Here is a 22,736-nt window from a genome sequence, read left to right on the forward strand (position 1 = left end):
ACTTACTGTCCTTTTGACCGCGAATTAGCGGCGAACCCCGCTCCAAGACGGGAGCGGACTCCCTAGGATCACGCGGGCTCTGGCGGGGGTCAAGAGCATCGCGCGCGGGCGCGCTCCTACAGGGGTGTCGCCAGCCTCTGTAGGAGCGCGCCTGCGCGCGATGCCCCCCAAAAAAAACCGGCACCCTCACGGATGCCGGCTCTTAAGTCCCTCAACAAGCCGAAGCCCGTCTTAGAACGTGTAACGCACCGTCAGCGTGGCGCTCCAACGCGAGACCGGGTTCAGCTTGGTCGCGCTGTTGTCGGTCGGGGCGTCGTAGACAGCCTTGGCACCCGGTGCGTAGTTACCCTGCGCATCGGTCGGCAGCTGGTAGATGTAGTTGCCGCTCGCGTCCACGCCGCCGAAGTTGGCCAGCGTACGGGTGTACGGGAAGCCGACGTACGACTGCTGGCCCCAATCCTTGTTCACCAGGTTCAGGAAGTTGTAGACGTCGAGGCGGACTTCACCCTTGTTGCCCTTGAAGATGCCCGGGATTTCCTGGCTCAGGCTGAGGTCGAGCTGGTTGACCCAGGACGAGACCGCATCGTTGCGACGGGCAACCTTGCCCTGGTTCTTGCGCAGGCTGCTGTTGTCCTGGATGTAGTCGTAGAACTGGTTGACCAGCGCATCCGAAGCCGCGGCGCCGGCGGTGGTGCGGAACACCGTGCCGTCGTTGCGGGTCGGGATGTAAGCCAGGTCGCGCGAGTACGAGTCACCATTCGAGTCGTTACCGAACACCCAGCTATACGGCACGCCGGAGTGGCCGTCGTAGAACGCGCTGATGGTGGTGGCGTAGTCACCGAAGAAGTTGTGCTGCCACGCGATCGAAGCGTTGAGGCGCTTGGCGATGTTGGTGTTGGCCGTGGAAGCCACGTCTTCGTTCGGGTTGTACCAGGCGTTGTTCGAGTAGTTCGACGAAGCCTGGCTGGACGTACCCGGGTTCACTTCCGTGGCGTGGCTGCCGGTGGCGGCAACGCTCCACGACCAGCCATTTTCCATCGGCTTGGTGAACGACAGGGTCACCGTGTCGGCGCCACCCTTGCTGGTGTTGGTCAGGTAGGTGACGGCCTGGGCGAAGCGGTTATCCGAACGGATGCGCGCGTTGTTGCCGGTAACCGCGGCGCCGACGGCGACGTTGGGGTTAGCAGCGCAGTTGGCACCCGTACCACCGCCGACCGGGGTCGAACCACCGATGCAGCCGTAATAGGTAAAGCGGCCATCCGGCATGATGCCCGACGGGTTACCGATGTTCAGGTTCTGGTAGAAGATGCCGTCCTGCACGTCCAGGTGCTGGTATTCGATCGTACCGATGATGCCCTGCCACGGCAGCTCGCGATCGAAGGCGATCGACGACTTCCACACGCTCGGCAGCTTGAAGTTCTTGTCGACGGTATCGACGGCCATCTGCGGCTGGGTGCCGGCGCCGCTGGTGTTCTGCTGGAACGGATTGGCGCTGAACGCCGGGCACGGGATATCCGGCCCGTTGCCGAGCTTGCAGTTGCCGTTCGCCTGGCGGTTGTACGAGTAGGTGACGAGGTTGATACCGTTGTTAGCGTACGGGTTCGTCATCCACACGGTCGGCGGGTCGGACTGGAACAGGCCAACGCCACCACGCAGCTGGGTCTTGTACTCGCTGTCGAAGGTGTAGTTGAACGACAGGCGCGGCTCGACCAGCTTGCTGCCGTTAACGGTGTTGGCGTTGCTGAAGCCGTACTTCTGCTCGAACGTCGCGTTGTAGAGCGGCTTGTCGTCGGTCAGGTACTTGTTCACGCGGAAGCCGAACTGCACCGACAGGTTGTCGGTCGGCTGCCAGGTGTCCTGCAGGAAGAACGTGTTGCGACGCAGTTCCCACTGGGCGGCGACGTCGTTCAGCGAGTAACCCGGGGCCGGCTGGTACAGCGAGTAGTTCGTGTAGGCGCCGTTGGCCAGCGAACCGATGCCCGCGCCAAAGGTGTACGCGCCGAACTGGGTACGACCGAACAGGTTATAGATGCGGGTGCGCTCCCACTCGAAGCCACCCTTGACGGTGTGGTTGTCGAGGTACAGCGTGCCGGCCCACATCGCGTTGAGGTTCTTCACCGACGCGGCGTTGTAGTGCGAGAACTGGTCTTCGCCCAGGTTGATGGTCGGACCGGTGTTCTGGGCCGTACCGATGCCGCTGTTGACGCGCACGGTGACCATCGGCTGCTGGGTGTCGACCGAACGGTTCAGGCCGAAGTCGCTGTAGCCGACCTTGGCTTCCGACGAGAACACGTCGTTCCAGTCGTCGAACGACTGCAGCGTGTAGTTCTTGATGTCGGTGTTGACGGTGTACCAGTAGCTGGACAGGCCGATCGACGAGGCGCCGTTACCCTGCGGGTTGGGCTTGACTTCCTTGGTACGCGAGTACGCAAGGTTCATGCGGTGGCCGTCGGTGATGTTCCAGTCGATCTTGGCGTTGTAGCGCTTGTCGGTCAGCGTACCGCCGTTGGCACCGAGCGAACCCGGCACCAGGCCGAGGCCCTGGGCAGCTGCGATCGTGCGATCGAGGTCAGCCTGCGACACCTTGTTGTTGGTCGAATTGGCGAGCGAGCCGTCGAGGCCGTTCACGGCGCCCGAGCTCAGGCCCGTCACTTCTTCCTTCTCGTAGCTGGCGAAGAAGAACAGCTTGTCCTTGATGATCGGACCACCGATGGTGGCGCCGGCCTTCCAGTTACGGTCGAACTCGGTGTACTCGCGGTTCGCGCCGTTGTTGATCCAGCCGGCATTGCCGACCATGCTCGAGGCGTTCTTGAAGCCGTAGTAGGCCGAACCGTGGAACTCGTTCGTACCCGACTTGGTGACGGCGTTGATTTCCGCACCGATGGTGTCGGAGCCGACGTCGTAGTTGGCCGTCGAGATGTTGTACGAATCGATCGTGTCCATCGACACCGGCGAGCCGACGGTCGGCAGGCCCGTGCCGTTCAGGCCGAACGGGTCGCCCACGCCAAGGCCGTCGACCTTGATGCTGTTCATGCGGGCGTTCTGGCCGTTGGCCGAGATGGCGCCGGTGCCGTGGTCGACGTTGACGCGCGGGTCGAGACGGGCGATGTCGGCGATGTTGCCGCTCGGGGTCGGCGTAGCCTTCAGCTGCGCCTGCGAAATGTTGGTGCCCAGGCCCTTGTTCTCCGAGGAGAACTGGCCGGAAACGGCGGAAACGGTCACGGCGCCGAGGGCGGTGGCGTCAGCAGCATTGGCGGCGGAGCCCGAGGTGAGGTTCACCGCGGTGTCGGCACCGAGCTGCAGGTAGACGTTGTCCTGGCGGGCGGACGGCGTGCCGTCCTTGGTGGCGGTGACGTCGAACGGACCGCCGACGCGCAGGCCCTGGGCGGCATAACGGCCGCTGGCGTCCGTGGTCGTCGTCTTGGTGGTGCCCGACGGCTCGTGGACGATGACGACGGTGGCGTTGGCGACGGGCTGGCCGGCGCTATCAAGGACACGGCCGCTTATCGTCGACGACGTCTCCTGGGCGAAAGCCGGCGCGACGAAGAGCGACGCGATGGCCAACGGCAGGAGTTTGGCGCGGATACGCTTCTGCATGGAACGAACCTCACAATTTCGCGAGAAAAAAAGCTGGCAAGACAAGACGCCGCAACGCGTCCTGCCTCCTGGAAGGCAACAACGATTCTTCGGTTTTCCCCTGACCCGAGGCGATGCCCCAGCGGTCTCGGTGGACTGTTGGTCCGTAAAGATTAGATGAAGTTTATTACATCGCCGTAACAAGTTGCGATAGGAAAAGGTCTGATCCTGCGAGGCATTCAGGCCCTTCTTAGATCGATCAAAGACTTATAAGTGCATGATCTTGCGCATCTTTGTCTCAGGCTGCGGGCCGCCGGCCTATTTTTACGACCCGTCGTAGTTCCATGACGGGTGAGACTTCAACGTTAAGAAATGCGCGAAAACGGCCGCCCTGCCCGGCTTTCGACAGGCAAAAAAAAGCGCCCCTCCGGAGAGGGGCGCCTCAAGGTCGTTACGGGTCGTCCGGCTTAGAAGAACGAAGCGCCGAAGGTCACCATGAACGTGCGCTCCTGCAGGACCGAGTAATACGGCGCCGAAGCGTAAAGCGTGGTGCCATTCACGTCCTTGATCTTGTCCGGGTTGGCGGCAAGGAAGGAAGTGACGTTGCTGGCGTAAGTGAACGCCTTGCGATCAGCCAGGTTGAACAGGTTGATCTTGATGTACGGCTTGCGGAAGCCGGTGGAGAAGTCCGGGAAGTCCCAGCCCGCGTTGAGGTTCAGCGTGGTGTAGCCGCCGATCTTCTGCGTGTTGGACCAGTCACCCCAGCTGGCGCCCTGGTACTTGGCGTTCAACTGTGCCCAGAACGGGCCGTTCTTGAAGTTCACCGCGACGTAGCCGGAGTTCTTCGGCGAGTTCAGCAGGGTCTTGCCCTTGGTGTAGTAGATGCCGTCGCCGAGCGAATCCAGGTTCGCCTGCATCAGCGAGCGGGTGTAGTTGTAGTTCGCGTACAGCGACCAGTTCTCGTCCAGCTTGTAGCTGGCTTCGGTGTTCAGGCCGCGCATGTGCACCTTGGGCAGCTGGGTGTATACGGTGAGGCCGGTGACCTGGTCGTAGCCCGAGATCTGCTTGTTGTTGAAGTTCGACGCATAGGCATCGACGCTCGCCGAGATGCTCTCGCCGTAGAAGCGCCAGCCGAGGTCACCCGTGATCGAGGTTTCCGGCTTGTTCGGCAGCGGGTTGGCCTTGGCCGTGCCATTGCCGTAGAGGGCGTTCGACAGGATCGCGCCGTTGATCGGGGCACGGAAGGTCTTGCCCAGGCCCAGGTAGAACTGGTTCTGGTCGTTGAGCTGGTACTTGATGCCGCCGGTCGGGGTGAACTTGTGGAAGGTCTTGTCCGGGTTGGCGCTGTAGGCAGCGTTGGTCGCGGTGACCTTGCCGGCGGTGCTGATCGAACCGACCGAATCCGGGTACTCGGCGACGAAGCCGTCGCGCTTGGACCACACGTACGCCAGGCTGCCGGTGAAGGTCAGCTTGTCGGTCGGGGTCCAGTTGTCGGTGATGAAGGCCTTTTCGTTGGTCGTCGTCGTGTAGTTGATGTACGACTTCTGCGCCTGGCCGTCCGGGTAGTGGATCAGGCCGGACTTGGCCCACGTGTCGACCGGGATACCGGTTTCCGGATCCACCTGGACGAATACCTGGTCCTGCTGCTGGCGCGGACGCTCCCACCAGAAGCCGTATTCCAGGCTGTTGTTGTCGGTGAGGTCCTGGTTGAGCTTGGCGATGACGCCCGGGCGGTACGTCGTCGAGTTGCTGAACGAGTTGACCAGCTTGGTGCCGCTGATCTTGCCGTCGCCGTCGAGGTCGTAGTTCACCGAGTGGTAGTAGTTGCCGTTGGCCAGCGGGTTCTCGGTCACGGTGCTGCCCGAACCGCCGCCGCCGTAGCCGTACTGGAAGTACGGGACGACGCTCAGGCGCAGGCTGTCGGTGAAGGTGAACTCGCCGTCGGCGCTGGCCAGGTAGTTGCGGAACGGGTTCTGGTGCAGCGCGTAGAAGTTGCTGCTGGTGCTGCCCGGCGTGTAGACGCTGGCGTAGCTCTGCTTGTATTCCTGCGCCACCTGGGCCTTGGTCAGGCCTTCATAGTTGGTCTTCACTTCGCGGTTGTACTGCACCGAGAAGGTCACCGAGTTACGGTCGTCGATCGTCCAGACCGACTTGCCGTCGACCTTGGTGATCTTCGCCTTGCCGCGACCGCGCCACAGCTCGGTTTCGTTGTTCGAGTACGACAGCCAGGAACGGACCGGGCCGGTGTCGCCGGTGTTCAGGCGGAAGAAGGTGCGGTGGTAGCTGTTCTGGCCGAGCGACTGGCTGAAGTCCAGGCCAGCGGTGTGCGACGGGTCGACCGTCACCCACGCGATCGAACCACCGGCCGCGCCGGCGATCGGCGTGTCGTTGTCCGGGTAACCCTGCTGCACGGTGATGTCACCCATGTTCTCGGTGTCGCCGTACTCGGTCGGGTAGATCTTGTAGTTGCCGCTGTCGTTGATCGGCGCACCGTTGACCGTCACGCCCACTTCGTCGATCGGGAAGCCACGGATCGTCAGGTTGCCGTCGTTGAGGCCGGTCACGTCATCGGTCGAGGAGACCACGCCCGGGATCGAATCGATCGCCTGGATGAAGGTCGCGCCCGGCGCGGCCTGCTTGATGGCGTCACGCGAGATGGTCGACACCGCCTTCGGGGCGTCCTGGATGGACATCAGGCCACCGCCCAGCGACAGCGAGCTCGCACGCACCTGCACCGCGCTCATCTGCTCGGCGGCGCGACGGGTGGCGTTGTCGTTGCTCGTGTTCGACGAATTGGAAACGTTCGAACGCTGGGTGGTGGTGGCGGCCGGGGCCTGCTGGTCCTGGCTGTCCTGGGCCGCGGCACCGCCGGCGGCAAGACACAGAGTCAGGGCGATCGCTGCCGAAAGAGAGTTGCGATTCATCAAATGGCTTCCTGGTGTGATGCTTAGTTTGTTGGTAACGGGAATCGAAATATTTTTCTAATGGCGTAGCTAATTGCGATAATCACGGGACCGTTAATAATTACGATGACGCAAGAAAAAACGGTTTTCCCGGACACGCGAAATCCCCCAGTACACGTACCGGGGGAAGAAATCCTTGGTGTGGCCGCCCGCCGCGGCTGTACAAGCGGTGTTACTGCGGGAGCCCCTGCCCTGAGATAATCAATAGGCTAGCATCACACAATGACAATTTGTCGAAACCTTGATGCTTTTTTCATGCGTGCGATTCGGCTTTTCCTACGCCGCCGAGATAATCGCGCTGCGGTGCACCATGGGAGTGCGGGGCGGTTACCGGGTGCCCCAACCTGGCAACCAAATCCGCCCATGGCTCCATCTGTAGGAGCGCGCCTGCGCGCGACCGAACCCGCCAAACCATGGCAGATATCGAAACTCGTGGGCATGGCCGATCAGCATCCTCTGGATGCGTTGGAAAGCGTGCTTAGGAAGCGGTGAGAGGCCTTCTGGCATCACCGCTTCGTTGGCTTTCGCGCGCAGGCGCGCTCCTACACGAGCGCGAGCGCGTCAGGTACCGAGGTAGCGGGCGCGCTTGGCGGGCTTGAGGCTCTGCAGGTCGAGCATCACCAGGCCGTCGACGCAGCCGGCGAAATCCGGGTCTTCGCCGAAGGCGAGGAACTGCACGCCCTGCGGATCGACCAGGTCGACATACTGGCGGTACAGCACCGGCAGGGTGACGCCGAGCGCGTCGAGGCGATTCTTCAGCTTACCGAGCCCGCCGGCCGCATCCAGGCCTTCCAGCTCGGCGCGGACCGACTCCAGCGTTTCCTGCGGGATCAGGAATGGCTGGCGAGCTGCCGCCAGGCCCTGCACGCCGAAGAAGTGCTGGTGTGCCGCCGCGATCCACTCGCGACCCTCGCGCGGGATCGCCGCCGACATGCTCACCGGACCGAACATGTAGCGGATATCCGGATGGCGCCGCAGGTAGAGGCCAATGCCCTGCCACAGCTGGTCCAGTGCACGCGACCAGCGCCAGTACGCCGGTGCAATGAAGCTGCGGCCGAGCTCGAGGCCCTGGGCCAGGCGCGATTCAAGCGCCGGCGAATAATCGAACAGGCTCGAGGTATAGAGCGAGCTCATGCCACGCTCGCCGATCAGCTTGGCACCGTGGCCGAAACGATACGCGCCAACGATACGCAGCGCCTTCTCGTCCCACAGCACCAGGTGCTCGTAATACGGATCGTAGGCATCGAGGTCGCGGCGCTTGCCGGTGCCCTCGCCGACGCGGCGGAAGGTCAGTTCACGCAGGCGGCCGATCTCGCGCAGTACCGCGCTATCGCTCGAACCTTGCACCAGCAAGGCCTTCTTGCCACCGCCAAGATCGGCCAGCACTTCCGCCTTCGCCAATTCGGCGACGACGCGCTCGATCGGTTCGGGATGCGCCAGCGGGGTCTGTCCACCGAACACCAGGCCACGCTGCTGGCCGACGCGATACACGTGGCGGCGCATCAGCTTCGCAGCGCGCTCGGACGACCCGTCGCTAACCTGCTTCAATTCATCGGCATCGACCAGCTTGCCGATGCGGATGCCGAGTCGCTGCTTGCCCGAGGTCGCCTCGCGCGGAAGCATGGCGGTGCTCAGCGGCTTGGCCAGCATCGACAGGCCGTAGAACGCGACCGAATTGCGCGCATTGATATGCACGGGAAGCACGGGGATGCCGGCCTTCGCCGCGATGCGGGCGAAACCGTCCGACCACTTGCCGTCGCGCACGCCGCCGGCGCGCACCCGCGACACTTCGCCGGCGGGGAACATGACCAGCACTTCGCCCGCCTCGATGCTGCGGAACAGTGCACGCATGCGCGAGGTGGCGCCCTTGCCGAAGATGTCGACCGGCAGGAGCAGCGGGCCCATCTGCGGGACGGCGGCAAGCACTTCATTGCCCAGCACGCGGATGTCGCGGCGCACCGAGGCGATCATCTGGACCAGGGCCATCGCGTCGACCATCCCCAACGGGTGGTTGGCCACGACGATGAGCGGGCCTTCCACCGGGATGTTTTCGCGTTCGCGCTCGGTGATGCTGCAGCTGACGCCGAGGTGCTCGAGCACGCGCTCGGCGAACTCGATGCCCTGGGTGTCTTTCAATGCATCGAGGACGCCATTGAAGCGTTCTTCATGGGCAAGCGTGCCAAGCAGCCCGGTCAGCGGCTTGCGCAGCTTCGGATGCTGGGCCAGCCATGGCAAGCGTTCCTGCAGGGTGCGGTCGATGCTCAGCATGTTGCGGCTCCCTTGGACGTCTGACGGTGCATACCGTACGGGCGTGGTGCGGAGTCTCGGTTTGTCATAGCGCCTTTGAACACCCTTTCGAGGCCCCTGGATGGGGCTTTGGCCATGCCCGGCGCCGGGTCAGTCCCGGCCCCGCCCATGCTCGCGGTGAATTATGACAGCTACCCTACCGCCACGTATGTTCATACGGCAATGTGCAGATAAGACGATACGCCGCCCAGGAACATTTGCACCGACAAGGCGATCAGCAACATACCCATCAGCCGCTCAAGTGCCGTGAGAACACTCTCACCGAGCCACTTGAACAGGAAGGTGGAGCTGAGCAGGATCACCGCCGTGGCCAGCCAGGCCAGGAACAGCGCGATACCCCACTCCGCCGTCCGGCCGGGCTGGGAATTGGTCAGGAGCAACAGGGCCGCCATCGCCGACGGGCCGGCCACGCCGGGGATCGCCATCGGCACGATGAAGGGCTCGCCCTCGCCCTGCTTGCCGAACACCCCGCCCTCCACGGGCGGGAAGACCATGCGGATGCCGATCAGGAACAACACGATGCCGCCGCCAATGCTCACCGACTCCTGGCGCAGCTGGAGCAGCTTGAGAATGACCTGGCCGCCGAGCAGGAACGCGATCAGCACGGCCAGGGCGATCAGGAGCTCGCGCACCATGACCTTGCGCCGGCGCTGCGGCGGCACGTCCTTCAGCAGGGCGAGGAAGAGCGGGATGTTGCCCAGCGGGTCCATGATCAGGAACAGCAGGATGCCCGCGGACAACGTCGTCATCTGCGTTTCCATGGGGGGTTACTCCTTCGGTGCGCGCCCTGGGGATCGGGCGTGCGGTAAGTCAGTGGGTGGGGCGGATATCGAGGACGGTGCCGCGCGCGTCGGCGCCGGCCCCGGAAAGCAGGTAGACGATGGCTTCGGCCGACGCGGTGGGCAGCGGCTTCTCCATGGTGTTTTCGCCGTAGTAAGCGGCGCGGCGCAGGGCCGTGCGCATCGGCGGCGGCAGCAGTGCGTGGACACGCATCGCACCGCCCTTGTGTTCGGCGTGCATCACGGCGGCCATGCGCTCGACGGCGGCCTTGGACACGCCGTAGCCGCCCCAGTGGGCACGCGAGACCCGGTCCGGGTCGTCGAGCACGAACACCACCGCGCTGTCGTCGGCGCGCCCCAGCAACGGCATGCAGGCCTGGGTCAGCGCGAACGGCGCCGAGACATTCACCTGCATCGCGCGCAGCCAGTCGTCGGGCTTGTGCATCGCCAGCGGCGTCAGTTCGTTGAAATGCGCCGCGGCATGGACCAGCCCGTCGAGCCGGCCGAACTCCTGCTCCAGGCCATCGGCGAGGGCGGCGAAATCGTTCGGGGTGGCGCTTTCCAGGTCCAGCGGGTGGATCACCGGCTGGGTGCCGCCGAGGGCGACCAGCTCGTCATGGAAGCGTTCCAGCAGGCGCACCTTGCGGCCGGTGATCACCACCGTGCCGCCGGCGCGGACGATCGCGCGGGCGGTTTCGCCACCGAGGCCACCGGTGGCGCCGGTGACGACATAGACGCGACCGGCCAGGACGCCGGGCGCGGGCGACCAGCCTTCGGGCAGCACGGCCGACGGCAGCACGCTCACGTGGCGGCCCCGGCGACGTCGGCCGCCATCCGCTTCAGCTCGCCGGCGGCGTGCAGGTCTTCCACGATGTCGCAGCCACCGATGAACTCACCCAGCAGGAACAGCTGGGGGAAGGTCGGCCAGTTGGAATAATGTGGCAGGCTGGCGCGGATGCGCGGGTCGGCCACCACGTTCACCGAATGGAACGTCGCGCCGGCCGCCTGCAAGGCCTTCACCGCGCGGTCGGAGAATCCGCAGGTGGGGTATTCCGGCGTGCCTTTCATGAAAAGCACGATCGGATGTGCCGCCACGATGGCCTTGATCTCGTCTACGACGTCCATAGGTCGGGTTTCATCATTAGAATGCTGAATGTTTCATAGTGTAGCAGTGACGCGACCCGCGCCCTGCGCCACCCCTTTCCCCCCAGCCATCGCTAAGGAGTCCAGACTATGGCGTTCGAACTTCCCCCGCTTCCGTATGAGAAGAATGCCCTGGAGCCGCACATCTCGGCCGAGACCCTCGAGTTCCATTACGGCAAGCACCACCAGACCTACGTCACCAATCTCAACAACCTGGTGAAAGGCACCGAGTTCGAGGGCAAGAGCCTCGAAGACATCGTCAAGACCTCGTCGGGCGGCATCTTCAACAACGCCGCACAGGTGTGGAACCACACCTTCTACTGGAACTCCATGCGCCCGGCCACGCAGCAGGTCGAGCCGCCGGCCAAGCTGGCCGACGCACTGACCAAGGCCTTCGGCTCGGTCGACACGTTCAAGGAAGAGTTCGCCAAGCAGGCCGCCGGCAACTTCGGTTCGGGCTGGACCTGGCTTGTGCAGCGCCCGGATGGCTCGCTGGCCATCGTGAACACCTCCAACGCCGCCACGCCGATCACCGGCAGCGACAAGCCGCTGTTCACGGCCGACGTGTGGGAACACGCCTACTACATCGACTACCGCAACGCCCGCCCTAAGTACCTGGAAGCGTTCTGGAACCTCGTGAACTGGGACTTCGCCGCGAAGAACCTGGCCTGACGCAAAACCCATCGCGCGCAGGCGCGCTCCTACACGCTATCCGGTACCTGCACGGTAATCGGTACATGTAGGAGCGCGCCTGCGCGCGAATTTAGGCATGGCGGCGCAGCCGCCGCCTCGCCCTCTCAGCCCAGCGCCTCGACAGCCGGCGCCACCTGCCCTTCCCGCCCCAGCCCGACACCCACCTCGCGCAACTTCTCGCGAAGGCTGCCGGCGTCCTGGGCACACACGGTGGCATGGCCGACCTTTCGGCCCGGGCGGCTTTCTTTACCGTAGTCATGCCAGTGGCCATCGGCCACCGACAGGATCGGCGCCGGATCGGGCATCTCGCCGATCCAGTTAAGCATGGCGCTCGCCCCGCGCACGCCGGTATCGCCCAACGGCAGGCCGAGCACGGCGCGCACGTGGTTCTCGAACTGGCTGGTATGCGCGCCTTCGATCGTCCAGTGCCCCGAGTTGTGCACGCGCGGCGCCATCTCGTTGCCGAGCAGCTTGCCCTCGCAGACGAACAGCTCCAGCGCGAACACGCCGACGTAATCCAGCGCCTCGGCCACCTTGCGGGCATGCGCCGTGGCGGCCTGCTCCAGCGCGTCCGTGGTACCCGGCGCGGGGGCCAGGCTCACCGACAGCACGCCATCGACGTGCCAGTTGCGGGTCAGCGGCCACGTGCGGAACGCACCATCGCGGCCACGCACGGCAACCACCGAGAGTTCGCGCTCGAACGGCACGAAGGCTTCGAGGACCAGGCCGACCTGCCCGGCCGCTTCGCCGAGGGCGGCCCAGGCGGCGTCGATGTCTTCGGCGGTCTTCAGGCGGAACTGGCCCTTGCCGTCGTAGCCCAGCCGGCGGGTCTTCAGCACGGCGGGCACACCGATACGCTCCACGGCGCGGACCAGGTCCTCGCGCGTGTCCACGGCTTCGAAATCGGGGGTACCCAGGCCGCATTCGCGGAACAGGGTTTTCTCGCTCAGGCGGTCCTGGGCGACGGACAGCGCGCGCGGGTTCGGGAACACGTCGACCAGCCCGGCCAGGCGCTCGGCCGCAGCGGCAGGGACGTTCTCGAAATCGAAGGTGAGCACGTCCACCCGGCGGGCGACCTCGGCCAGCGCGGCCTCGTCGGACCAGTCGGCGACCACCAGCTCGGTGACCTGGCCGGCGCAGGCATCAGCACTGCCGTCGACGGCGAGGGTGCGGATGCCCAGCGGCGAGGCCGCCAGGGCGAGCATGCGGGCCAGCTGCCCACCGCCCAGGATGCCGACGGTCGGAAGCGTGCGGGTCACGTGCGCGGATCCGGGTTGTCGAGGACGGTGCGGGTCTGCTCGGCGCGGAAGGCGTCCAGCGCCTGGGCGACGACCGGATCGTGCAAGGCCAGCACCGAGGCGGCGAGCAGCGCCGCATTGGTCGCGCCGGCCCGGCCGATGGCCAGCGTCCCCACCGGGATGCCGGCCGGCATCTGCGCGATGGAAAGCAGGGAATCCATGCCATTCAATGCCTTGGACTGCACCGGCACGCCGAAAACCGGCAGCGGCGTCTTCGCGGCGATCATCCCCGGCAGGTGGGCGGCGCCGCCGGCGCCAGCAATGATCACCTGGATGCCACGGGCGCGGGCCGCGTCGGCGTAGTCGAACAACAGGTCGGGTGTGCGGTGGGCCGAGACCACGCGAACCTCGTGCACGATGCCCAGGCGGGCCAGCGTGGACGAAGCGTGTTCCATCGTTTCCCAGTCCGAACGCGAACCCATGACCACGCCGATGCGCGGTGCGTTCGCCTCGATTCCGTCGTTGGAAGTCATTGGCCGGAGCATCCAAAAGCCGTTATTGTACGAACATTCGGCTCAATAAGGTTGGCCTCAAGGCCCCATGGACAAGCGTCTCATCGACATCCTCTGCTGCCCTGTCAGCAAGCGCCCGCTGCGCCCCCTCACCGCCACCGAACGCGACCAGCTCAACGCCGCCATCAAGGCCGGCTCGATCGACACCGTGGCCGGCGAGAAGGTCGCCGAGCCGCTGGGCGAAGCACTCATCACCACCGATGGCCAGGTCGTCTACCGGGTGGACGACGGCATCCCCGTGATGCTGCCCGAATCCGGCATCGGCACCACGCAATTGGCTGGGTTTGCAGCTGATACGGGTCGCGCGCACAATCCGTGACAAAGGTCACACTTTGAGACACCGGTTCCCGCACAATGGCTCCCTCAGGCGGGGGCCCGATTTTTCCAGGATGCGCGATGAGTAACGCGAGCGAACCGTCCAATGTGGTGGATCTAAGCCAGCGCCTCGATCCGCGCAGCGAACGGGTGGGCGCGCTCCTCGCCACCGTGCGCGGCCTCGCCACCAAGCGCCTGCATGCGCTTGCAAGCAACATGTTCGAGAACATCGACGACGCCCTGTTCGACCTGGCCGAGAAGGCCGAGAACAACGCGGCGCAGACCCAGTTTTTCGACGGCATGCGCGAAGTGCGCAAGAAACGCGCGATCGTCGAGCGGACCTTCCTCGGCCAGGTCGCCCGCGACCTGGCCGATTTTTCCGCGGGTCGCACCCGCGCCCCGGAAGCCGATAACCAGACCCGCCCGCTCGCCAACATCGAGCTGAGCCTGGTCGGCGAGAACGAGCTGGAAGAGTCGCTCGCCGTCACCTCGATGGTCGGCAAGAACGAGCAGCGCCTCGCGCGCGCCCTGTTCGCCGTCAACCAGCGCCTGTCGGTGATCTGCGGCGGCAACAAGATGGACGACGCCAGCAACCCCGTCGGTCCGCAATCGCTGGCAGGCGCGTTCCGCCAGGCCCTGCGCGAGCTGATCGTCGAAGTCCGGGTAAAGCTGATCATCTACAAGCTGTTCGATCGCTATGTCCTGGCCGGCATCGACGAGCTGTACGACGACATCAACAACGAGCTGGCGGCGGCCGGCGTCCTGCCGCAGCTGCGCCACGAGATTTCCACCCGGCGCAGCGATGCGCCCGCGCCGATGGGCCCGGATTCCACCGCCACGCCGGTGGCCCACCCGACGGCGGCACCGGTGACCGACGCCGCCGCGGCCGAGTTCATGCAGTCGCTGCATGCGCTGTTTTCGGCGCGCAGGGGCATGGTCACGCCAGGTGCACAGGGTGGCGCCAGCATGGGCGGCGGCATGCCGATGCCGACGGGCCCACTGCCCAGCCCAACCGAGCTGCTCGGCGCGCTGGCACTCCTGCAGAGCCAGATCGCCGTGCTGCCCACCAGCGCCGCGCACCTGTCCAGCCAGGCCGACATGGCCCGCGACGTGGCCCAGCTGAAGGACCAACTGCTCGCCCAGATCGGCCAGCTGCGCGGCCAGCAGACCGCGCACGTCTCCGGCGTCGACGAAGACACCATCGACCTGGTCGGCATGCTCTTCGAGTTCATCCTCGAAGACCGCAACCTCCCGGCCGAAATGCAGGTGCTGCTTGCACGCCTGCAGATCCCGTACCTCAAGGTGGCCCTGCTCGACCGGCGCATGTTCGCGCACAAGTCGCACCCGGCACGCCAGTTACTCGACGCCCTGGCCGACGCCGCCAAGGGCTGGTCGCACGAGGGCGATCGCGACGGCCGCCTGTTCGACAAGGTGAAGTCGATCGTCGAGCGCCTGTTGCACGACTTCGACGACGACGTGGCGATCTTCAATCGCCTCGCCGCGGAACTGCAGGACTTCCTCGACGTGGTGCGCAAGCGCGCCGAGCTCGCCGAGCAGCGCGTGGCCGAGTCCACCCGCGGCCGTGAAAAGCTCGAGCATGCCCGCCGCCGCGCCGCCCAGGAGATCGTCACCCGCATCGGTGGCGCGAACCTGCCGCCGCTGATCTACGGCGTGCTGACCCGCGCGTGGGCCAACTACGTGGTGCTCACCCTGCTTCGCCAGGGCGAGGAATCCGCCGAGTTCCGTGAATCGCTGCGTTTCATCGACCATTTCATCGCCAGCGCGAAGCCGGTCTACGACACCGACACGCGACGCGACCTGCGCGCCCTGCTCCCGGGCATCGAGCGTTCGCTGCGCCGCGGCCTGGCCTCGGTGGCGTTCCAGGAAGCCGACACCGAACAGTTGCTGGCCCAGCTGCACGCCTTCTATCGCCAGCAGCTCGGCGAAGTCACGCCGGAACTGGACAGCGGCACCCTGGTGTCGAGCGTGATGCCGCTGCCCGAGGCCATCCAGGCCATCGAGGAGCCGGTGCTCGAGCCGGAACCGGAAGACGAAAGCGAAGCGCTGCTCGACGAAGCCTTCGACGAGCGCTACCTCTCGCAGGCGCGTGAACTCAAGGTCGGCCAGTGGCTGGAATTCACCGCCGAAGATGGCACCACCGACCGCGCGAAGCTGTCATGGGTCAGCCCGATCAGCGGCCGCTTCCTGTTCGTGAACCGCCGTGGCCTGAAGGTCGCCGACCACAGCCTTGCCGGCCTCGCCCAGGCCTTCGCGCAGGGTACGGCCCGCGTGCTCGATTCCACCCTGCTGTTCGACCGCGCGATGGATGCCATCGTCGAAAAACTGCGCACGCCCGACGCACCCTGACCCTTGCGGGTCGGGGCGCCCCCGACGGGTCGCCCGGCAGCATGGTCCGCTGGTAACGTAGGCGTCTTTACCGACGCCACAGCCACCCAATGACCACGACCGCTTCGCCGCAACTCGCCGACGCCCTCCCGCCATCCAGCGAGATCCTCGCCGACGTCGACCGCGCCTTCGCCGAAGACGTCGGCCCGGGCGACGCCACGGCCGACCTGCTGGACCCGAATGCCACGGCCACGGCGGTGCTCACCTGTCGCGAAGAGGCGGTGCTCTGCGGCACTGCATGGTTCGACGCCAGCTTCCGCAAACTCGATCCCGATGTGCGCATCGAATGGCTCGCCCACGACGGCGACCGGATCGCTGCCGGGTCGGCCATCTGCCGGCTTGCCGGCAAGGCGCGCGCGCTGGTGACGGCAGAACGCTCCGCCCTCAACTTCCTGCAGCTGCTATCGGCCACGGCGACGGTCACCTCGCGCTACGTCGATGCGATCGCGGGCACGCGCACACGGGTTCTCGACACGCGCAAGACCCTGCCCGGCCTGCGTCGCGCGCAGAAGTACGCGGTGCGCTGCGGTGGCGGCACCAACCATCGCATCGGCCTGTTCGACGCGATGATGCTGAAGGAAAACCACATCATCGCCGCCGGCGGCATCCCCGCCGCCGTGCGCGCCGCCAGGTCGATCCACCCTAGCCTGCCACTGATCGTCGAAGTAGAAGGGATGGAGGAACTGGCCCAGGCCGTGGAAGCCGGTGCAGACCGCGCCCTGCTCGACAACTTCACCCCGGCGATGCTCGTCGAGGCCGTGGCCTACACCGCGGGGCGGATTCCACTGGAAGTGTCGGGCAACGTGGAAATCGACACGATCCGCGCAATCGCCGACACCGGCGTCGATTTCATCTCCAGCGGCGCCCTGACCAAGAACGTCCGCGCCATCGACCTCTCCCTCCGCCTCGACCTGTAGGAGCGCGCCTGCGCGCGATGGGTAACGGCGAAAGCGCATCAGGTATCGCCCACAACGCGCCACAGGTATCGGCGTGCATGCTCTTGTTCTCAAGGCCCAGCGGCCACACACTGGCCCTATGAACTCCGTATCCGACCTTTTCTGGCTGCTGGGCATCGCGGCGGTGATCGCCAGCTGGTACCAGCTGACGCGGGCCCGTGAAGTGGCCGTGCGCGCGGCGACGGCGCTGTGCAAGCGGCACGGGCTACAGCTGCTCGACCAGTCGGTCGGGCTGCGCGCCATTCGCCTGCAGGGTGTCGACGGCGGTCGCCGGCTGGAACGCTGCTATGCGTTCGAAGTCAGCGAGGATGGGCAAAGCCGGCAACCGGCCAGGATCTGGATGGCGGGCGACGAGGTCGCCAGCTATTCGCTACCGCATGCGGATAACCCGGAGCTGGAGACGGTCGTGGCGACCGAGACCGGCTTGCCGGGGAATGTAATTTCGCTGGCGGATCGTCGGCGGGTGCATTGAGTAGGCGTTTCGCGCGCAGGCGCGCTCCTACTTGACGACGCGGAGGTGGGGGGCGCCGCGCTTGGGGCGATCGTCGTCGCCGCCGGTCGCCGGTGCGCTGGCGTTGTCGTCCACGGCTTCCAGGGTCGGCGCCATGCCGTCGCCTTCGGCTTCGTTTTCGTCGGCCGGGAACATCATGCCCTGGCCGTTTTCCTGCGCGTAGAGCGCCAGCACCGCGGCGATCGGGATCACGATGCTCTGGCTCACGCCGGAGAAACGGGCCTGGAAGGCGATGCGATCGTTGCCGAGATCCAGATTGGCCACGGCGCGCATGGCGAGGTTGAGCACGACCTGGCCGTTCTTGACCACGTGCGACGGCACTTTCACGCCGGGCAGGTTGGCGTCCACCAGCACGTAGGGGGTCAGGCCGTTATCGCTGATCCAGTCGTAGATGGCGCGCAGCAGGTAGGGCCGATTGGAGGTCATGCCCGGGCTTTCGTTCGTATCCATTACCACATCCTCATTTCGAGGGGAGTTTAAGGGATACGGCCGGTCAGGGCTAACCGGGCGCGAAATTGAAGTCCGGACGCATGTCCCGCTCCTCTGGCGTGAGGCTCCTCGCGAAGCCCTGGCTGTGGAACAGCCGCTCGCCGTAATCCACGATCGGCTTGCCGGACGGGCCGAGGTCAACGCCCAGCCAGGGCAGCCGCCAGACCACCGGCGCCACCAGGCAATCGATGAGGCTCATCTCAGGGTTGAGGAAAAACCGCGAGGCGCGGAACAGATCCACGGAAAACAGCAGGTGTTCGCGCAGCCGCTTGCGCGCCGCATCGGCACCCCGGCCGCCTTCCAGGATGGCCTCGATTTCGGGCAGCCAGTCGTTCTCGATCCGCCAGGTCGCCAGTCGCAGGCGAGCCCGAGACAGCGGATCGATCGGCATCAACGGAGGATGCGGGTAACGTTCGTCGAGGAATTCAGTGACGATCAGGGTGTCGTACACCGTCAGGTCGCGGTCGACCAGGGTCGGCAAGGTGCCGTAGGGGTTGAGCTCGAGCAGGTCCGGCGTGGGCACGTCCGGCTTCAGGATGATCCTGTCATACGCCACACCCTTCGCCGCCAGCACCAGGCGCGTACGGTGGCAGTGGATGTCGCTGGCGCTCGTATAAAGCGTCAGCGCCGTGCGCGAACGTGCATTCTGGACCATGCTTTGGATCTCCCTCCCTGCTGCGCCGGACAACGGTGCGGCCCTGCGGCCGCGCCTAAACGGAACGGGGCGACCCGTAGGTCGCCCCGGGGGACATCAATCAGTGATGCTCGTGGACGTCCTTCCAGTACTCATGTTTCAGAAGGTACAGCAGGAAGGTCAGGCCGGCCAAGAACAGCAGCACCCACAGGCCCACCGACTGGCGCACCAGCACGGCCGGCTCGGCCGTGTACTCGAGGAAAGCCGTAAGGTCGCGGGTCGCGGCACGGAACTCTTCCGGACTCATGCGACCCGGGGTATGCAGCTCCAGCTTCTCCACGGCGGCGTCCGCCCCGGCCTTGCCCTCGGCGTGCACGGCCACCTGCAGCCCCTGCAGCTCCCACAGCGGGTTTGGCATGGAGGCGTTCGGGAACACCGTGTTGTTCCAGCCCACCGGACGGCTCGGGTCCAGGTAGAAGGAGTTGAGGTAGTTGAAGATGAAATCCGGACCCTTGGCACGGGCTTCGAGCGAAAGATCCGGCGGCTCCTTGCCGAACCAGCCCTTCGCCGCATCCGCCGGCATGTGCGAGATGACGGTCTCGCCGAACTTGGCCCCGGTGAAGTTGAGGTTCTTCATCACCTCGTCTTCGGTCAGGCCCAGGTCACTGGCCAGCCGCGAATAGCGCACGTACTTCAGCGAATGGCAGCCGACGCAGTAGTTGAAGAAGAGCTTTGCGCCGCGCTGGAGCGAGGCCTTGTCCTGCACGTTGGTACCGGCCGAAGGCAGGTCGCCCTCTTCGGCGGCAAGGGCAGGCAGGGCGACGGCGGCAAGGCCCAGCGCGAGGGCGAGCGTGGAGAGATAGCGCTTAATCATGCATCGTCACCCGTTCCGGCACCGGCCTGGTCTTCTCGAACCCGAAGTGCGTGTATACGAAGAGGAAAATGAAGAAGCCGAAGTAGCCCAGCACCATCAGCCGGCCGAACGCGTTCTCGACCGTGGTGACATCCGCCCCCGGGAACCACTCGGGGATCAGCTCGGCGGTGACGCCCGCGCCGACCAGACCCAGGGCCAGGAAGGTGACCACCAGCACGCCCAGGGCGATGCGGAAGCCAAGGCCGCGGAAGCGCACCGAGCGAACCTCGCCGCGGTCGATCCACGGCAGCAGGCCGAGCAGCAGGATCGCGCCGAACATGCCCAGCACGCCCCAGATCGCCGTGCCGAAGAAGGACGGGATCATGCGCAGGATGGCGTAGAAGGGGGTGAAGTACCACGACGGCTTGATGTGGCTTGGCGTGACCAGGTTGTTCGCCGGCGTGAAGTTGTCGTGCTCGAGGAACCACCCGCCGAACGTGGGCGCGAAGAAGATGATGAACGCCGCGATCATCAGGAAGAAGCCGACGCCGAAGCTGTCCTTCACCGTGTAGTACGGATGGAACGGGATGGCATCGGTCGGCTTGTCCGGCGACCAGCGATTGCCCTTGGGGCCGTGCTTCACGTCGACACCGTCGGGGTTGTTCGAACCGACCTCGTGCAGCGCCGCCAGGTGCAAGACCACCAGCAGCAACAGCACCAGCGGCAGCGCGATCACGTGCAGCGCGAAGAAGCGGTTGAGGGTGGAATCCGCCGGCAAATAGTCACCCATGATCCACTGCACCAGCGTGTCGCCGATGACGGGGATGGTGCCGAACAGCGAGATGATGACCTTCGCGCCCCAGAACGACATGTTGCCCCACGGCAGCACGTAGCCCATGAAGGCCTCGGCCATCAGCACGAGGAAGATCAGCATGCCCAGCACCCAGACCAGCTCGCGGGGCTTCTTGAACGAGCCGTACATGATGCCGCGGAACATGTGCAGGAACACCACGACGAAGAACAGCGAGGCGCCGGTGGAGTGCATGTAGCGGATCAGCCAGCCCCACTCCACGTCACGCATGATGTACTCGACCGAGTTGAAGGCTTCCGCCGCACTCGTCTTGTAGTTCATGGTGAGGAAGATGCCGGTGACGATCTGGTTGACCAGCACCAACAGGGCAAGCGAACCGAAGTAGTACCAAAGATTGAAGTTCTTCGGTGCGTAGTACTCGGTCATGTGCTTCCGGTACATCGGCATGAAGCCCGGGGCACGTTCGTTGAACCAGTTTCCGAGGCGCGACAGTGTGTTAGCCATCAGCTCTTGCCCTCCTGGTCCACGCCGATCTGGATGTGCGTGTCGTCGATGAAGTGGTATTTCGGCACCGCCAGGTTCTTCGGTGCCGGCACGCCACTGAACACGCGGCCGGAAAGGTCGTAGCGCGACTTGTGGCAGGGGCAGTAGAAGCCGCCCTTCCAGTTCGCGTCGAAGGGTTCCGGCTTGATGTCCGGGACGAAGTCCGGAACGCAGCCCAGGTGGGTGCACAGGCCAATGATGACCAGCCACTCAGGCTTGAGGGAACGGGTTTCGTTCTGCGCGAACTCGGGCTGCTGGCCGGCGTCGGTCGACTTCGGATCGAGCAGGCGGGGCTCGAGGCCCTTCAGCTGCGCAAGCTGCTCCGGCGTGCGATTGACGACGAAGACGGGGAGGCTGCGCCACGCGAAGGTGACCTTCTGCCCCGCTTCGATGGCGCTGATATCGACCGTGACCGGCGCTCCCGCGGCCTTGGCCCTCGCCGATGGCTCCCACGATTTGATGAAGGGCACGATCGCCGCGACCACTCCCACACCACCAACGACCACCGTCGTCGTGGTTAGGAAGCGACGGCGCCCGTGATCGACGACTTCTTCGTTCGCCATCAGGCTCTCCGGAACTAATGCCATTGAGGTTTGCGGGCCCCATCGCCGGTTCTTTCGGAAATCGGCATCCGCAAAATTACGTCAGTGTAACGTCAGCACCACCCACGTACAATAAAGTGAACATATCCCTGCCCGATGTAAAGACAGGGCCGCCACCGACCCGCCAGGATGCGGAAAAACCGGTCTTCCATGAAACACGCTGCCAGCACGCTCGCCTTCGTCGCCCGCTTCGTCGTGCTTGGCCTTGCCATCGCCTTCGTGATTGGCCTGCTGTGGCCCGGCAGTGGCGCATTGCTGCGGCAGCGATTTTCCGGCCAGCAAACGACGCCGCCAGCGGCCGCCGCGGGCGCCTCCGAAGGGCCGGTTTCGTACGCCGATGCCGTCGCCAAGGCCGCGCCGTCAGTGGTAAATATCTACGCCAACAAGCTGGTGACCGAGCAGCCGAGGCAGCTCTACTCCGACCCCGTGTTGCAGCGCATCTTCAGCGTCCCTACGGGCCCGGTGCGCACGCGCCGCCAGCAGAACCTGGGCTCGGGCGTGATCGTCAGCGACGATGGTTATGTATTGACCAACAACCACGTCATCGCCAATGCCGACGACATCCAGCTGCTGCTCTACGACGGCCGCGTGGCCAGCGCCAGGGTGGTCGGCTCGGACGACGAGACTGACCTTGCCGTACTCAAGGTGGACGCAGGCAACCTGCCCGCGATCAAGATGACCGACGCCGAGACCCGGCCTCGCGTGGGCGACGTGGTGCTGGCCATCGGCAACCCCTTCGGGATCGGGCAGACCGTGACCATGGGCATCGTCAGCGCCATCGGCCGCCAGCTCAACCTGTCCAGCCTGGAAAGCCTCATCCAGACCGATGCCGCGATCAACTTCGGCAACTCCGGCGGTGCGCTGGTCAACGCGCACGGCGAGCTGGTCGGCATCAACACCTCGCTGATCGGCCAGGCCGTGGGTGCCGAAGGCATCGGCTTCGCCATCCCCGTGCAAAGCGCGAAGGATGTACTGGAACAGATCATCAGGAGCGGCCGCGTGGTGCGCGGGTGGATCGGCGCGGACTACGGCCCGGTGCCGGTATCCGCAGAGAGCGGCCTGCCCTCCGCCGCGCGCGGCGTGGTGGTCAACGAGGTATCCCCGGGCGGACCCGCCGCGCTCGCGGGTGTCCAGCAACGTGACGTACTGCTCAAATTGGGCGATGAGGACATCCTCGACCCGTCGGACCTGCGTCGGCACGAGGCGTCGCTGAAGCCCGGCGCCGCCGTGACGCTGTCCGGCCTGCGCTACGGCCAGCCGTTCTCGCTGTCGGTGGTGCCCGTGCAACGCCCGCCCAGCGCCCCCGTCCAGGCACAGAACCCGGCGTCCGCCGGCAGCCTCTAGT

19 protein-coding genes are annotated in these 22,736 nt (G+C 65.4%); 6 read left to right on the forward strand and 13 right to left on the reverse strand.

The annotated features are described in order from the left end of the window. Window positions 1-231: 231 nt before the first annotated feature. From KPL74_11480 to grxD, 6 genes are all read right to left on the reverse strand, one after another. Complete coding sequence (locus KPL74_11480; GenBank protein QWT18367.1) at window positions 232-3,597, reverse strand: TonB-dependent receptor; 3,366 nt, start codon at window positions 3,595-3,597, stop codon at window positions 232-234. Window positions 3,598-4,043: 446 nt separating this feature from the next. Beyond that, window positions 4,044-6,500: a TonB-dependent receptor gene (locus KPL74_11485; GenBank protein QWT18368.1), complete on the reverse strand. Its 2,457-nt coding sequence runs from the start codon at window positions 6,498-6,500 to the stop codon at window positions 4,044-4,046. Window positions 6,501-7,100: 600 nt separating this feature from the next. Next, window positions 7,101-8,807, reverse strand: coding sequence for a lysophospholipid acyltransferase family protein (locus KPL74_11490; GenBank protein QWT18369.1), 1,707 nt, complete (start codon window positions 8,805-8,807; stop codon window positions 7,101-7,103). A 191-nt stretch (window positions 8,808-8,998) separates the two neighbouring features. After that, entirely contained in the window at window positions 8,999-9,595 is a 597-nt protein-coding gene (locus KPL74_11495; GenBank protein ID QWT22608.1) for a YhgN family NAAT transporter, read from the reverse strand. Between the two features lie 61 nt (window positions 9,596-9,656). After that, window positions 9,657-10,430: an SDR family NAD(P)-dependent oxidoreductase gene (locus KPL74_11500; GenBank protein ID QWT18370.1), complete on the reverse strand. Its 774-nt coding sequence runs from the start codon at window positions 10,428-10,430 to the stop codon at window positions 9,657-9,659. Further along, window positions 10,427-10,750 (reverse strand): Grx4 family monothiol glutaredoxin, encoded by a 324-nt coding sequence (gene grxD / locus KPL74_11505; GenBank protein ID QWT18371.1) that lies wholly within the window; start codon window positions 10,748-10,750, stop codon window positions 10,427-10,429. Before grxD ends, KPL74_11500 begins: the two co-directional genes overlap by 4 nt. A gap of 108 nt (window positions 10,751-10,858) precedes the next feature. Here grxD and KPL74_11510 point away from each other — a divergent pair, with 108 nt between their 5' ends. Then, window positions 10,859-11,440, forward strand: coding sequence for a superoxide dismutase [Fe] (locus tag KPL74_11510; GenBank protein ID QWT18372.1), 582 nt, complete (start codon window positions 10,859-10,861; stop codon window positions 11,438-11,440). A gap of 125 nt (window positions 11,441-11,565) precedes the next feature. On the opposite strand, the gene KPL74_11515 is transcribed toward KPL74_11510, so the two are convergent. Beyond that, window positions 11,566-12,720: a 5-(carboxyamino)imidazole ribonucleotide synthase gene (locus KPL74_11515; GenBank protein ID QWT18373.1), complete on the reverse strand. Its 1,155-nt coding sequence runs from the start codon at window positions 12,718-12,720 to the stop codon at window positions 11,566-11,568. Then, entirely contained in the window at window positions 12,717-13,232 is a 516-nt protein-coding gene (gene purE, locus KPL74_11520) for a 5-(carboxyamino)imidazole ribonucleotide mutase (protein ID QWT18374.1), read from the reverse strand. Before purE ends, KPL74_11515 begins: the two co-directional genes overlap by 4 nt. Window positions 13,233-13,299: 67 nt before the next feature. Between purE and KPL74_11525 the strand changes: the two genes are divergently transcribed. The 4 genes from KPL74_11525 (at window position 13,300) to KPL74_11540 (ending at window position 17,420) form a co-directional block, all read left to right on the forward strand. Next, window positions 13,300-13,590, forward strand: coding sequence for a hypothetical protein (locus KPL74_11525; protein ID QWT18375.1), 291 nt, complete (start codon window positions 13,300-13,302; stop codon window positions 13,588-13,590). Between the two features lie 77 nt (window positions 13,591-13,667). Beyond that, window positions 13,668-15,953, forward strand: coding sequence for a DUF1631 domain-containing protein (locus KPL74_11530; GenBank protein ID QWT18376.1), 2,286 nt, complete (start codon window positions 13,668-13,670; stop codon window positions 15,951-15,953). 143 nt (window positions 15,954-16,096) lie between these two features. Then, complete coding sequence (nadC, locus tag KPL74_11535) at window positions 16,097-16,909, forward strand: carboxylating nicotinate-nucleotide diphosphorylase (GenBank protein QWT22609.1); 813 nt, start codon at window positions 16,097-16,099, stop codon at window positions 16,907-16,909. Between the two features lie 118 nt (window positions 16,910-17,027). Next, window positions 17,028-17,420, forward strand: coding sequence for a DUF3301 domain-containing protein (locus tag KPL74_11540; GenBank protein QWT18377.1), 393 nt, complete (start codon window positions 17,028-17,030; stop codon window positions 17,418-17,420). A gap of 27 nt (window positions 17,421-17,447) precedes the next feature. Here the strand turns inward: KPL74_11540 and KPL74_11545 are convergent, their stop codons facing one another. From KPL74_11545 to petA, 5 genes are all read right to left on the reverse strand, one after another. Further along, window positions 17,448-17,909, reverse strand: a complete 462-nt coding sequence (locus tag KPL74_11545; GenBank protein ID QWT18378.1) for a ClpXP protease specificity-enhancing factor — start codon at window positions 17,907-17,909, stop codon at window positions 17,448-17,450. Between the two features lie 49 nt (window positions 17,910-17,958). Beyond that, complete coding sequence (locus tag KPL74_11550) at window positions 17,959-18,603, reverse strand: glutathione S-transferase N-terminal domain-containing protein (protein ID QWT18379.1); 645 nt, start codon at window positions 18,601-18,603, stop codon at window positions 17,959-17,961. 100 nt (window positions 18,604-18,703) lie between these two features. After that, window positions 18,704-19,456: a hypothetical protein gene (locus KPL74_11555; GenBank protein ID QWT18380.1), complete on the reverse strand. Its 753-nt coding sequence runs from the start codon at window positions 19,454-19,456 to the stop codon at window positions 18,704-18,706. Further along, a complete protein-coding gene (locus KPL74_11560; protein QWT22610.1) occupies window positions 19,449-20,693 on the reverse strand; it encodes a cytochrome bc complex cytochrome b subunit in 1,245 nt (414 codons plus the stop codon). Before KPL74_11560 ends, KPL74_11555 begins: the two co-directional genes overlap by 8 nt. A gap of 56 nt (window positions 20,694-20,749) precedes the next feature. Further along, the gene (petA, locus tag KPL74_11565; GenBank protein ID QWT18381.1) at window positions 20,750-21,352 is read right to left on the reverse strand and encodes a ubiquinol-cytochrome c reductase iron-sulfur subunit; all 603 of its coding nucleotides are present in this window, start codon (window positions 21,350-21,352) and stop codon (window positions 20,750-20,752) included. A gap of 189 nt (window positions 21,353-21,541) precedes the next feature. On the opposite strand from petA, the gene KPL74_11570 reads away from it, so the two are divergent. Beyond that, the gene (locus tag KPL74_11570) at window positions 21,542-22,735 is read left to right on the forward strand and encodes a trypsin-like peptidase domain-containing protein (protein QWT18382.1); all 1,194 of its coding nucleotides are present in this window, start codon (window positions 21,542-21,544) and stop codon (window positions 22,733-22,735) included. The last annotated feature ends 1 nt before the right edge of the window (window position 22,736 follow it).

It is taken from the genome of Bacillus sp. NP157 (assembly GCA_018889975.1).
In the GTDB taxonomy this organism is placed as follows: Bacteria; Pseudomonadota; Gammaproteobacteria; order Xanthomonadales; family Rhodanobacteraceae; genus Luteibacter.